This is a genomic window from Staphylococcus sp. FSL W8-0774, from assembly GCF_038006785.1.
Lineage (GTDB): Bacteria > Bacillota > Bacilli > Staphylococcales > Staphylococcaceae > Staphylococcus > Staphylococcus pasteuri.
Genome location: NZ_JBBOVW010000001.1, coordinates 754661 through 767315 on the forward strand (window position 1 = coordinate 754661; position 12655 = coordinate 767315).

Here is a 12655-nt window from a genome sequence, read left to right on the forward strand (position 1 = left end):
TATTGCACTTTTCTCAAATAAGTGACAAAATTTTAAGTAATATAGAACTTAACATATTGGAGGATTATATGGACAACATAAAAGCGATATTTTTAGATATGGATGGTACAATTTTACATGAAGATAATAGAGCATCTGAATATACTAGAGACGTCATTAATTCACTAAAAGATAATGAATTCAAAGTATTCTTAGCGACTGGGCGTTCATATTCTGAAATTCATCAACTAGTACCAGAAGGTTTTTTAGTTGATGGTATTATAAGTTCCAACGGTACAACTGGTGAAGTCAATGATAAAAATATATTTAAGCATAGTATGTCTTTAGATTCTGTGAATCAAATTGTGAAATTAGCACAACAACATCACATTTATTATGAAGTATTCCCATTTGGTGAACAACGCCTAGTATTAAAAGAAGATCAATCTTGGATGAGTGAAATGGTGAGTGGCAGTGAAACGCCTCCTAATAATGTAGGACAAAGCGAATGGGCATCAAGACGAGAAGCCATAAAAGATAAAATTCAATGGGTAGATCAATTTCCTGAAAAGGATTATTCAAAAATATATCTATTTAATACAAACTTAGATAAAATTAGTCGTTTTCGTGATGAACTTCAACAAAATAAAGTATTACTAAATATTAGTGTATCTAACTCTTCACGTTATAACGCTGAAACAATGGCTTATAATACTGATAAAGGTACAGGTATCAAAGAAATGATTGAATACTTTAATATTAAACAAGAAGAAACACTTGTGATAGGTGACAGTGATAACGATAGAGCTATGTTTGAATTTGGACATTATACAGTTGCAATGAAAAATGCTCGTACAGAAATTCAATCATTAACAGACGATGTAACTGAATATACTAATGAAGAAGATGGCGCAGCCAAATACTTAAAAAAACATTTTCTAAGTTAAGATATTGATTGAAATAGATATAATAAAAAGGTCGAAGTACAATTTTAAATATTTGTACTTCGACCTTTATTATTAATTATTTATTATTAGGATTATTTTTATCAATTGTATCTTTAGCTGTTTCTTCTAAATTATCTTTATGAGATGTTGTAGAATTTGATAAATCATCTTTGTGTTGAGTAGCTTTATCGTTTAATTCTTTTTTAGAATCTTGAGTAGTAGATTTTGCGTTATCTTTTAAATCAGATGAATGTTGATCAACTTTATCTTTAGTTGTATCTTGTAAATCTTGTGTTTTTGTAGTTTTATTATTTGTGTCTTTATTTGCAACTGCTTTATTAGCTTTATTCTTTTTAGAGTTAGTTGTAACTTTTTCGCCACGGCGAATAAAGTATTGAACGATACCCATAAGTAAAGCATAGTAGATAAATAGTGTTACTAAAATAACAATGATTTGAAGTGTTACTAATAAGATTTGAGCAACAGTTTGTGACATACTACCAGTTGCCATTTGTACTAACGTTACTAGTACACGAGTAATAATTGTTATTAGTAAATTAATTAATAAAATACCAATAAAGAATTTCAACCATGTTTTATGACCATTCTTAATTGCTTTAAATCCATCTTTAACACTTGTCATAGCAGATTGTTTTGGATTTTCAGTATATGCTGCAGTGTAATTAATGATTAAAACAAAGAAGAACCAATAAAAGATAGATGTGATAAATCCAACGATTAATGTTACAGCAATTTGGAATGTTAAATATGCTGGCATTGGATTATCCATTTTGCTTAAAGGACCTTGTAATGCACTAACTAATGGTGAAAGTGCCAAGTTTAATAATTTATTTACAAAATATAAAATGACTGACATGATAACAATCATTAATATTGTAATTAATGCTAGTAATAAACTTTTAGCATAGTGACCTTTTTTAAAGGCGATAAATAAATCAGAGAATTTAACTTTATCTTTTCTGATAGCTCTAGAAATAACATTTATAGCACCAGCTAATAACTGATAACCTAAAAATATAAATAATAAGATGACTAATACAGCTACACCAATAATTGGAATAAGTAATGGTCCTGCTGGTTGACCGAATTGCATCATCATTTGTAATTGCATCATTTGTTGGCCAATCATAGCCATTGCAACTCTACCGACTAAGAAAATGACGATAAAGCTTATTAATGTAAATAATATTGCTTTAAGATTCTGGGGTTTAGCATTCTTAAATGCTAAGTTATAATATTTAAACAAATTTTAAGCACTCCTTTTTGTTAATATAAATACAATATCAAAAATTTGGACTTTTTCAAATTAATATCTAACATAATAGGGTATTAAGTGTTAAAATGTTCTAATGAATTTAATATGAAAGGAGATATCATCATGAAATTTGCAATTATAACTGATGTACATGGTAACTTTGATGCATTAGAAACTGTATTAGATGATATTGATAGTAGAGAAGATATTGAAAAAATTTATAATCTTGGAGATAATATCGGAATCGGACATGAAACAAACAAAGTATTAGACCATATTTTCGATCGCGATGATATGGAAATGATTGCAGGTAATCATGATGAAGCTATTATGTCGGTTGTAAACGGCACTCCTTATCCGGAAGATTTAAAAGATAAGTTTTACGAACATCATCAATGGATTGCTAGCCATTTAGATGAAGAATATTATGAAGAATTAAATCAATTACCTCGATTTATCGAAAAAGAAATTTGCGGTAAAAAAGTGTTATTTATACACTATGAGATTGAAAATGATAAATTATCTTCTCCTATAGATGAAGTACCTTTTAGTCCTATAGTCAAAGATGATGAACAAGAAATGACACAATTATTTGCAGATAAAGATGCAGATTTAATTATTTTTGGTCATAATCACAGATTGCATATGTTTGACGATAAAAATAAAATGTATTTTAATCCAGGTTCTGTTGGATTAAATAACGGTTCAAATGCTGTTTATGGTATTGTTACTATTACAGAAACTGATATTTCAATTGAAAGAGTTAAAGTTGCATTTGATAATGAAGAATTTTTAGAGGGATTTGAAGCTAAACAAGTACCTGCTAGAGATTTTATATTTGATAAATTTATATAAAATAGAAGTTGCCTCTCCACAAGTTAATTTGAAGCATGGAGAGGCAATTTTTTTATTTAATGATGATGTTCTTGACCATGAATGCCTGAACATAATGTCGCGTCATCGTGATCATGATTTGCTGTTTCAAGTTGAATCGTCATATGTTGGATGTTTAAATGCAATAAGTCATGTTCAATTTGCTTAAGTAGTTGTTCTCCTTCTTTGATAGTTAACGTATCAGCAACAACTGCATGACAACTTAAGGCATTTAAATCATTAGAAATAGTCCAAACATGATAATCATGCACACTTTGGATAACGCTATGATTTGTTAGCGACTGTATAATTGCATCTAAATCAACATCGCTAGGTGTTCCTTCCATTAAAATGTTGATTGAAGATTTAGCTATACCATATGCACTTTTTAAAATAATGACGGACACTAAAATACTAGCGATAGGGTCAGCGATAGTCCAACCTAATGTCCAAATCAAAATGGCTGCTACAATCGCACCGATGGAGCCAAATAAGTCACCAAGTACATGTAAAAAAGCGCCTCTCATATTAAGGTTATGTGACGTGTCACCGCTTTTAAACATTAAAATTGCAACTGCAACATTAACGATTAAACCAATTAAACTAATAATAAACATTTCTTTCGATTGTACTTCAGGTGGTGCGAAAAATCGTTTGATTGCTTCTATTACTATTAAAATACTAATGACAAACAACGTCACGCCATTAAAAAGTGCTGCTAATACTTCAAAACGTTTATAGCCATAAGTCTTAGATGTAGTTGCATGTTTTTCTGCATAGATAAATGCGATTAACGCTACAAAAAGTGATAAAGAGTCACTAAACATATGAAAACCATCGGACAGTAATGCAAGACTATTAGCTAAAAAACCACCAATGATTTCTACTAACATAAATAGTCCGATAATAAGAAACGAGATAAATAGAACTTTTTTATTATTTGTGTGTACATGACCATGAGAATGATCATGAGGATGTTGTGTTGTCATATTATTTTTCACCTTCTATTGGATGACTCGCATGATGAATAGCTTGCTTTAATAGGGTAGAGACATGTTGATCATCTAAAGAATAAATCATACTTTGACCTTGTCGTTTAGATTTAACTAGGTTGACTGATTTTAATAATTTAAGTTGATGAGAAACATTAGATTGTGATAGGTCTAATGTGTGTGAAATATGCCCTACACTAGATTCACCAGTTGCTAACAATTCCATGATTCTAATACGATTTATATCACTTAAAGCTTTGAAAATATCAGTAACTCTTTCTAATGTTTGATGATGGGATGTTTCAAGTTTACTTTCAGTCATACGAACACCTCTTAATATATGAATACTTGTTCATATATTAATATACAATGGTTTGAAATTAAGGTCAATAATATAATGGAAGTTTAATTGGATATTTAAGTGGTAAATGAGTTATTACAAGAAATAAAAAGGAGGACGTTGGAATGAGTATATTAGTAATTGGTGCTAACGGTGGCGTAGGTTCTAAATTAGTAGATCAATTAAAAGAAGATAATGTTGACTTTACTGCCGGTGTTAGAAAAGAGGAGCAAGTGTCAGAATTAGAAAATAATGACATTAAAGCTCTAAATATTGATGTTGAAAATGATAGTATCGAAGACTTAACAAACAAATTCCAATCATTTGATAAAGTGATTTTCTCTGTTGGTTCAGGTGCAAGTACAGGTGCAGACAAAACTTTTTATGTAGATTTAGATGGTGCTGTTAAAACAATCAAAGCAAGTGAAAAAGCAGGTATCAAACATTATGTTATGGTCTCAACTTATGATTCAAGAAGAGAAGCGTTTGACGCAAGTGGGGATTTAAAACCATATACGATTGCAAAACATTATGCTGATGATTATTTAAGACATTCAGATTTAAATTATACAATTGTACATCCAGGTGGCCTCAAAGATGATGCAGGTACTGGAAAAATTAAAGCGGATTTATATTTCGATAGTTATAGCACAATTCCACGTGAAGATGTTGCACGAGTTCTAAAATATGTTGTAACTTCAGATAAATTCAGTAATCAAGAATTCCAAATTTTATCTGGAGAATCAACAATTGAAGATGCTCTAAAAGCATATGAATAATTAATTATAAGTTCAAATTATAAAATGACTTAGGGGATATATTTCAATCGTCCCCTAAGTTTTTTTATTTATAATAAATATGGAATATTTTTATGATTAAAATGAGGAATTTTATAACTTATCATCATTGCAATATATTGTTATAATAACGAGAACCATTTATTTTATAATAGAATCGTTAATTAAAATATAAAGATAATATTGTCTTGTAAATATTTATCAAAATCAACATAACCATTGAATTATGAATTATGATACAATCACATGTAGTGAGTTGAAATGAGTTTATAACATTTCAAACTAAAGTAACATATACATATTATTAGAACCTATGTTAGGAGATTTTTATATCACTAACAATTGATTAACATATACAACGAGAGTAATGGAGGTGTAGTAATGCCGCTGTTTTTAAAACCTATTTTTCATGAAAAATTATGGGGTGGTAATAAATTAGAATCATTTGGGTACAATCTTCCTAGCAAACATATTGGAGAATGCTGGGGTATTTCAGCACATCCCAATGGTACCAATGAAATTACCAATGGTCTTTATGCAGGCCAAACATTAGATAAAGTATGGGCAGAGCATCGAGAATTATTCGGTGAATTTCCAAGTAAAGATTTTCCATTGCTCGCAAAGATAGTAGATGCTGAATCGCCTTTATCTATTCACGTACATCCAGATGATTCATATGCTTATGAACATGAAAATGGCCAATATGGTAAATCAGAGTGTTGGTACATTATTGATGCGGAAGAAGGCTCTGAAATTGTTTTAGGCACAACTGCAGAATCTAAAGAAGTTTTTCAACAACAACTAGAACAAGGAACATTTGAAAATGATTTAAAGAAAGTAACAGTTAAGCCTGGCGAATTTTATTTTGTACCAGCTGGAACACTTCATAGTATAGGATCAGGAATTATTGCATATGAAGTGATGCAGTCATCCGATATATCCTATCGTATTTATGATTATAAAAGAGCCAAACATACAGGCGAGTCTAGAGAGTTAAATATACAAAAAGCTTTAGATGTGATGGAATTTAATAGTGATTTACCTAATATTATTCCAGAAAAAGAAATTATAGAAAGTCACCAATGTACGCATATTGTATCTAATGATTTCTTTACTATAGTAAAATGGGAAATTTCTGGCACATTAAATTATATGAAACCACGTGAATTTTGCTTAGTTTCAGTAATTGAAGGTGAAGGTAAACTTATTACAGATGGTGAAGTATTTAATATACAAAAAGGAAGTCATTTTGTATTAACTTCAGAAGATCTCGATAATATATTTGAAGGAGATTTTTCTTTAATTATTAGTTATATATAAACTTATATATTTAATACAAAGGATGTTCATAATTATGAAACAATTTTTATATATTTCTTTATTATGTGGTGTCATTTCAGGTGCAGGTGTGTTTTTTAATATGCCACATTATCCATCATTTATAATACCGAGAATAGTTGCTATTGTGGGAGTTATTAGTGCTATTCTTACAATTCGAGACAAAGAAAGTAGTTTTATGCTATCAATAGGCGGCATAATGATTAATTTGTTACCATTATTAGGCTCATTCCTACCTACACATTAAATAGCATAATAATTTTTATTGATAGTATACACATGCGCAGACTAATGATAAGTGTCATTGGTCTGTTTTTTAATAAAATATGTGAAAATAGTTGTAGTAGCGTCGTTTTGTTAGATATAATAAGGTAATTACAAAAACTTATTTTACATATAATAAGGTGAGGAGATTCGTGATGACAGAAGAAATTAATTACTTTTGGTTAAATTGTGGTTATAATAGGTGGAATCATAATGAACCTTTAGTAGGTCAAACGACATTATTTGAATCAGGTGCGCAATTTAATCCAACTCAAGGATATAGAGCATTTAAAAAAGCTAAAGCTGGAGACCAAGTCATTTTTTATCAAGTTCAAACTGATACAGGGCTACTTGGTTTTGGTGAAATCATTAGTGTCCAAGCTGGCGCCCAAAATAAAATTAGAGTTGAATTTCGTTTTAATGAAGTACTAAAACCTTTAACAACTGATTATTTAAAACGAAGCGAAGCGTTAGATTTTCGTATGAGTAATATGAAAGAAACGTTATTTAATCAAATTAGAAAAGAAGAATTTGATTTAATCATTCAACTTGGAAAAGGCGAAACAAAAATACCGCGTTATTTCTTTATGTCTGAAACTGAAGATATTGAACCTGGTAAAAATTATACTATTTTTACTCACACATATAATGGCATTAAAAGAAATGGATATCATTTTTACACACAATTAGAAGTTGGAGATAATGTAATTATTTACAATAAATACCAAAACCAATCTGTTATAGGTATTGGTGAGGTTTCTAGACACATACATGAAAAGCCACCAATTCCTGGTAGAACTAATAGTACGGCAATTGAAATCATGTTTGGTAAACATATTACGCCAATTTCATTGAGTTATTTAAATAAACACCCTAAACTTAAAAACTTATATTTTCTTCAAGAAAATGCAAAACAAGCTATTGCAAGTATGTCACAAGTACAATATGACGCTATTTTAGAAATGAGCGATAATAATGGTATTAAAAATCCATTTGAAACTGTAGAAAAATCTCATTTATTAGAAGAAAACCAACAAGAAAATACACTTAAACCATTTATTTTATTAGTAGTTGATAAAAAAGAAGAAGGCTTAAAAGCCGCTAATGATTTATTACAAAAAACAAATGCTAATCCTATCATTACAACAGGCCATCCGGATTTTAGTGAAGATATGCTATACGGTAAGTATTTACCTAATGAAAGTGGCGCTCTATACTATCGTGAAGGTTTTATAACTCAAAATATGCCTAAAAAAGATAAAAGTTACCTTGTTATTGATAACTTTAATAGAATCGATCCAGATATATTCCAAACATATATTAACGTACTAGAAGGTTATGAAGTAACATTGCCTAGATATAATAAAGAAGGTAATATGATTAAATGGTCTAAAGACAAAGACTCATTTTATCATTTTAACCCGAATTGGCATATTATAGGTGTCACATACGACACTTTAGAAGAAATACAAGAGAAGTATACACAACAATTCTTAAAATATACTAGAATTGTGAAGGTTAACCAAGATTAATAATAAGTTGATTTTATGGAGTCGTTCAACTATTGCCATTCAAGTTATGTAACGGTAATTAGTAGATTTTCATAAAATCAACTTATTTTTTGTATATGAAAGGCTTAATTTGGTTTATAAATTTTCAAATAGGAAAAATGAGTAATGAGAAAGTAAGGAGTGGTGTTTAATATGGCAATTATTTATTATGATGGCAATTGTGTATATTGTTATAACTATGCAATATGGCTAATCCAAAATGGATTATCACATAAATACGAATTTGCTACTTTAGAAGGTGACTATGGTCAAAAATTATTTGATAAACATCCAGAAGCAAAAAATAGAAATAGTGTGATAGTTCTAGATGGTGATCATTTGGAATATCAATCAACAGCAATAGCATCATTAATTACATCTTTACCAAATCAGTATAAATTGTTAGGCGTACTATTGCGTATTATTCCTAAACCAATTAGGAATTTCGGTTATCAATTATTTGCAAATAATAGAGATAAAATGTGGAAGACACATTGGCATAAACCAAATGATTATGAGGCATCATTCTTTTTAGATAATAATCAAAAGATTAAATTAGTTCATTCTCAATTATAAATGACTAATTGAGAATGAAAATATTAGTTAAATTAAAAACAAATGTATTTTCAGTTTTTAAATATGTTTTATTGGGGTAATATAAATGTGAAAGGTTTATGAACTAGATTAGAATTATTATAAATTAAAGTGTCATATTCCTTTACAGATTATAATAATTCTAATATAATGTATGTGCAATCAATAAAACGATAACTCAAAGGAGCGTATATTAATATGGCAAATAATCAAGAAGTAGTAAAAGAATTAAATCAACAAGTTGCAAACTGGACTGTAGCGTATACTAAACTTCACAATTTCCATTGGTATGTAAAAGGACCTAACTTCTTCTCATTACATGTTAAATTTGAAGAACTATATAATGAAGCAGCACAATATGTTGACGATTTAGCAGAACGTATTTTAGCAGTAGGCGGTAACCCTGTTGGTACTATGAAAGAAAGTTTAGATATGTCAATTATTGATGAAGCAGGAAAAGGTTATGCTGCTGAACAAATGGTAGAAGAATTATCTAAAGACTTTACAAATATTTCTAATCAATTAGAAAAAGCTATCAAAGTTGCTGGCGAAGCTGGTGACGATGTTTCTGAAGATATGTTTATCGGTATGCAAACATCAGTAGATAAACATAATTGGATGTTACAATCTTACCTTGGTAAATAATGACGATTAAGAAAAGCATGGTTTGACGATGAACCATGCTTTTTAATATTAAACTAATAATAGTAATATTCTTGAGGTTATAAAAAGAGATTAAGTGTTATCTATGAAAGACATCACTTAATCTCTATTTTTTTATGTTTTAATTATTCGGCAATTTCAAGTGCTATTTCCATCATTTGAGTAAATGAAGTTTGACGTTCTTCAGCTGTTGTAGCTTCATCTCTTAAAATGTGGTCACTAACAGTAAATACGCCTAATGCTTTTTTGCCAGCATGAATAGCATTTAAATATAAACCTGCTGATTCCATTTCAATACCTAAAATGCCCATTTTCTTCCATGCATCATTAAATTTATCATCTGCATTATAGAATGTGTCTGATGATAATACGTTACCAACATGTGATACAGCACCAATTTTGTCAGCTGCTTGTTTGGCTTTAGTAACTAAATCAAAGTCAGCAATCGGCGCAAAATGACCTGGAATGTGATACTGATCTACATAATTTGAGTTAGTTGAAGCGGCTTGTGCAATGATGACATCATATAAATTAACGTTTTCTTGCAAGGCACCACATGAACCTACACGAATGATTGTTTCAACATCAAAGAAATTGAATAATTCATAAGAATAAATTCCAATGCTAGGAATACCCATACCAGAACCCATTACTGAAATTTCTTTTCCTTTATAAGTTCCTGTGTATCCAAACATATTACGTACTTCATTAAATTGTTCAACATTTTCTAAAAAGTTATCTGCAATATATTTTGCACGAAGAGGATCTCCGGGCATTAATACAGTTTTAGCGATTTTTACTCCATTTGGTTGAATATGAGGTGTACCATTTGTCATTTGTCATCTTCTCCTTAATTACTTAATCATATTTAAGATAACATTTGTTTAATTTTTTTGCTAATTTTTGTACTATATATATGAAGGGTATGTTTATTGAATACATTCGCTTAACATAGAAAAATATAGAGTTTGTATTCAATGTAAATAAGTGAGGAGGACCTTTTAATGAATTATGTAAAATTTATAGATCACACACAATTAAAGCCTGAATCAACACGTGAACAAATTGATAAAATTATTAATGAAGCAAAAGAATATGGCTTCAAATCGATTTGTGTAAATCCAACACATGTTAAGTATTCAGCTGAACAATTAAAAGGAACTGACGTACTCGTTTGTACGGTAATTGGCTTTCCACTTGGTGCATCAACTAAAGAAGTAAAAGCGTTTGAAACTAAAAATGCCATTGAAAATGGTGCTTCTGAAATAGACATGGTTATTAATATTGGTGCATTAAAAGATGGTCGATTAGATGAAGTAAAGGATGATATTGAAAGTGTTGTAAAAGTATCAAATGGTAAAACAGTAAAAGTCATAATTGAAACTGTATTATTAACTGATGAAGAAAAAGTAACAGCTTGCAAAATTGCAAAAGAAGCTGGTGCAGACTTTGTAAAAACATCTACTGGTTTTGCTGGTGGAGGCGCTACAGCTTCTGATGTTAAATTAATGAAAGATACTGTAGGAGAAGCATTAGAAGTAAAAGCATCTGGTGGTGTTCGAAATTTAGAAGATTTTAATAATATGCTAGAAGCTGGTGCTACACGTATTGGAGCTAGTGCTGGTGTACAAATTATCCAAGGCTTAGAGTCTGATTCAAACTATTAAATCATTTCAGCAAAGTAAATCATATTAAATCAAGAAACAACCATCTAAAAGGAGGCTTTGTTTATGAGAATGATAGATATAATTGAAAAGAAACGTGACGGGTATGCATTAACAAAAGAAGAAATAGACTTTTTCATTAAAGGTTATACGAATGGCGATATTCCTGATTATCAAGCATCTAGTTTGGCAATGGCTATTTTCTTCCAAGATATGACTGAAGAAGAACGTGCAAATTTAACTATGGCAATGGTAAATTCAGGCGATGTCATTGATTTATCAAATATTGATGGAATTAAAGTGGATAAGCATTCAACAGGTGGTGTTGGTGATACTACTACACTAGTATTAGCTCCTTTAGTGGCTTCAGTAGGTGTACCAGTCGCGAAAATGAGTGGACGAGGATTAGGACATACTGGTGGTACAATTGATAAACTTGAATCAGCAAAAGGTTTCCATGTTGAATTATCAGAAGATGAATTTGTTAAACTTGTTAATGAAAACCAAGTAGCCGTTATGGGACAATCTGGTAATTTGACTCCTGCAGATAAAAAATTATATGCATTAAGAGATGTTACAGGAACAGTCAACTCTATTCCTTTAATAGCATCTTCTATAATGAGTAAGAAAATTGCGGCTGGTGCCGATGCAATTGTTTTAGATGTTAAAACTGGTAGCGGCGCATTTATGAAAACGATTGAAGATGCAGAAGCTTTAGCCCATGCTATGGTACGAATTGGAAATAATGTAGGTAGAAATACGATGGCAATTATTTCAGACATGAGCCAGCCACTGGGTAATGCTATTGGTAATGGTTTAGAATTAAAAGAAGCTATTGAAACATTAAAAGGTCAAGGTCCAGATGACTTAACGGAATTAGTACTTACTTTAGGATCACAAATGGTAGTACTTGCTAAACAAGCATCAACACTTGATGAAGCACGTGAATATCTAACACAATCTATTGAATCCGGTAAAGCATTGGAAAAATTTAAATCATTTATTAGTAATCAGGGTGGCGATGCTTCTATTGTCGATCATCCAGAAAATCTTGCTTATGCAAAATTTAAAATTGATTACGCTGCAAAACAAGATGGCTATATAACAGAAATGATTGCAAATGAGATAGGTGTTGCATCAATGATGTTAGGTGCCGGTAGACAGACTAAAGAAGATGTGATTGATTTAAGTGTTGGCATAGTATTAAATAAAAAAGTTGGCGACAAAGTCAAAGCCGGTGAATCTATATTGACGATTCATAGTAATAAAGAAAATATTGATGATATATTTGATAAATTGAATGAAAGTATTAGAATTGATAGTGAAAGTCATACACCAACATTAATTCACAAAATAATTACGGAGTAGGAGATGTAAA

14 protein-coding genes are annotated in these 12655 nt (G+C 30.2%); 10 read left to right on the forward strand and 4 right to left on the reverse strand.

Annotation, left to right across the window (positions count from 1 at the left end):
* The first annotated feature begins 68 nt into the window (after positions 1–68).
* On the forward strand, positions 69–926 hold the full coding sequence (locus NSQ15_RS03575; RefSeq protein WP_070452993.1) for an HAD family hydrolase: 858 nt from the start codon (positions 69–71) through the stop codon (positions 924–926).
* Between the two features lie 76 nt (positions 927–1002).
* Here NSQ15_RS03575 and NSQ15_RS03580 read toward each other — a convergent pair whose 3' ends face one another.
* A complete protein-coding gene (locus NSQ15_RS03580) occupies positions 1003–2193 on the reverse strand; it encodes a lytic transglycosylase (protein ID WP_046466889.1) in 1191 nt (396 codons plus the stop codon).
* A gap of 132 nt (positions 2194–2325) precedes the next feature.
* Here NSQ15_RS03580 and NSQ15_RS03585 point away from each other — a divergent pair, with 132 nt between their 5' ends.
* Positions 2326–3057 carry a metallophosphoesterase family protein gene (locus NSQ15_RS03585; RefSeq protein WP_017637000.1) on the forward strand — a complete coding sequence of 244 codons (732 nt, stop codon included), beginning with the start codon at positions 2326–2328 and terminating at the stop codon, positions 3055–3057.
* 56 nt (positions 3058–3113) lie between these two features.
* Here the strand turns inward: NSQ15_RS03585 and czrB are convergent, their stop codons facing one another.
* Positions 3114–4064 carry a CDF family zinc efflux transporter CzrB gene (gene czrB / locus NSQ15_RS03590; protein WP_070452990.1) on the reverse strand — a complete coding sequence of 317 codons (951 nt, stop codon included), beginning with the start codon at positions 4062–4064 and terminating at the stop codon, positions 3114–3116.
* A 1-nt stretch (position 4065) separates the two neighbouring features.
* Entirely contained in the window at positions 4066–4389 is a 324-nt protein-coding gene (locus NSQ15_RS03595) for an ArsR/SmtB family transcription factor (RefSeq protein WP_029056162.1), read from the reverse strand.
* A 143-nt stretch (positions 4390–4532) separates the two neighbouring features.
* On the opposite strand from NSQ15_RS03595, the gene NSQ15_RS03600 reads away from it, so the two are divergent.
* From NSQ15_RS03600 to NSQ15_RS03625, 6 genes are all read left to right on the forward strand, one after another.
* The gene (locus NSQ15_RS03600) at positions 4533–5186 is read left to right on the forward strand and encodes an NAD(P)-binding oxidoreductase (protein WP_340746945.1); all 654 of its coding nucleotides are present in this window, start codon (positions 4533–4535) and stop codon (positions 5184–5186) included.
* A gap of 399 nt (positions 5187–5585) precedes the next feature.
* The gene (locus tag NSQ15_RS03605; protein ID WP_117239481.1) at positions 5586–6524 is read left to right on the forward strand and encodes a type I phosphomannose isomerase catalytic subunit; all 939 of its coding nucleotides are present in this window, start codon (positions 5586–5588) and stop codon (positions 6522–6524) included.
* Between the two features lie 34 nt (positions 6525–6558).
* On the forward strand, positions 6559–6789 hold the full coding sequence (locus NSQ15_RS03610) for a hypothetical protein (protein ID WP_017637005.1): 231 nt from the start codon (positions 6559–6561) through the stop codon (positions 6787–6789).
* 172 nt (positions 6790–6961) lie between these two features.
* On the forward strand, positions 6962–8338 hold the full coding sequence (locus NSQ15_RS03615; RefSeq protein ID WP_340746946.1) for an EVE domain-containing protein: 1377 nt from the start codon (positions 6962–6964) through the stop codon (positions 8336–8338).
* Positions 8339–8509: 171 nt separating this feature from the next.
* A complete protein-coding gene (locus tag NSQ15_RS03620; protein ID WP_046466894.1) occupies positions 8510–8932 on the forward strand; it encodes a thiol-disulfide oxidoreductase DCC family protein in 423 nt (140 codons plus the stop codon).
* Between the two features lie 216 nt (positions 8933–9148).
* On the forward strand, positions 9149–9595 hold the full coding sequence (locus NSQ15_RS03625; RefSeq protein ID WP_017636802.1) for a Dps family protein: 447 nt from the start codon (positions 9149–9151) through the stop codon (positions 9593–9595).
* A 143-nt stretch (positions 9596–9738) separates the two neighbouring features.
* On the opposite strand, the gene deoD is transcribed toward NSQ15_RS03625, so the two are convergent.
* A complete protein-coding gene (gene deoD, locus NSQ15_RS03630) occupies positions 9739–10449 on the reverse strand; it encodes a purine-nucleoside phosphorylase (protein ID WP_017636801.1) in 711 nt (236 codons plus the stop codon).
* A gap of 168 nt (positions 10450–10617) precedes the next feature.
* Here deoD and deoC point away from each other — a divergent pair, with 168 nt between their 5' ends.
* The gene (gene deoC, locus NSQ15_RS03635) at positions 10618–11280 is read left to right on the forward strand and encodes a deoxyribose-phosphate aldolase (protein WP_340746947.1); all 663 of its coding nucleotides are present in this window, start codon (positions 10618–10620) and stop codon (positions 11278–11280) included.
* A 63-nt stretch (positions 11281–11343) separates the two neighbouring features.
* Positions 11344–12645 (forward strand): pyrimidine-nucleoside phosphorylase, encoded by a 1302-nt coding sequence (locus NSQ15_RS03640; RefSeq protein ID WP_070452973.1) that lies wholly within the window; start codon positions 11344–11346, stop codon positions 12643–12645.
* The last annotated feature ends 10 nt before the right edge of the window (positions 12646–12655 follow it).

Excerpts from the sequence above, each read along its gene's own strand:
- NSQ15_RS03575 (WP_070452993.1), top strand. The coding sequence starts at position 69 with ATGGACAACATAAAAGCGATATTTTTAGATATGGATGGTACAATTTTA.
- NSQ15_RS03585 (WP_017637000.1), top strand. The coding sequence starts at position 2,326 with ATGAAATTTGCAATTATAACTGATGTACATGGTAACTTTGATGCATTA.
- czrB (WP_070452990.1), bottom strand. The coding sequence starts at position 4,064 with ATGACAACACAACATCCTCATGATCATTCTCATGGTCATGTACACACA.
- NSQ15_RS03595 (WP_029056162.1), bottom strand. The coding sequence starts at position 4,389 with ATGACTGAAAGTAAACTTGAAACATCCCATCATCAAACATTAGAAAGA.
- NSQ15_RS03600 (WP_340746945.1), top strand. The coding sequence starts at position 4,533 with ATGAGTATATTAGTAATTGGTGCTAACGGTGGCGTAGGTTCTAAATTA.
- NSQ15_RS03605 (WP_117239481.1), top strand. The coding sequence starts at position 5,586 with ATGCCGCTGTTTTTAAAACCTATTTTTCATGAAAAATTATGGGGTGGT.
- NSQ15_RS03610 (WP_017637005.1), top strand. The coding sequence starts at position 6,559 with ATGAAACAATTTTTATATATTTCTTTATTATGTGGTGTCATTTCAGGT.
- NSQ15_RS03615 (WP_340746946.1), top strand. The coding sequence starts at position 6,962 with ATGACAGAAGAAATTAATTACTTTTGGTTAAATTGTGGTTATAATAGG.
- NSQ15_RS03620 (WP_046466894.1), top strand. The coding sequence starts at position 8,510 with ATGGCAATTATTTATTATGATGGCAATTGTGTATATTGTTATAACTAT.
- NSQ15_RS03625 (WP_017636802.1), top strand. The coding sequence starts at position 9,149 with ATGGCAAATAATCAAGAAGTAGTAAAAGAATTAAATCAACAAGTTGCA.
- deoD (WP_017636801.1), bottom strand. The coding sequence starts at position 10,449 with ATGACAAATGGTACACCTCATATTCAACCAAATGGAGTAAAAATCGCT.
- deoC (WP_340746947.1), top strand. The coding sequence starts at position 10,618 with ATGAATTATGTAAAATTTATAGATCACACACAATTAAAGCCTGAATCA.
- NSQ15_RS03640 (WP_070452973.1), top strand. The coding sequence starts at position 11,344 with ATGAGAATGATAGATATAATTGAAAAGAAACGTGACGGGTATGCATTA.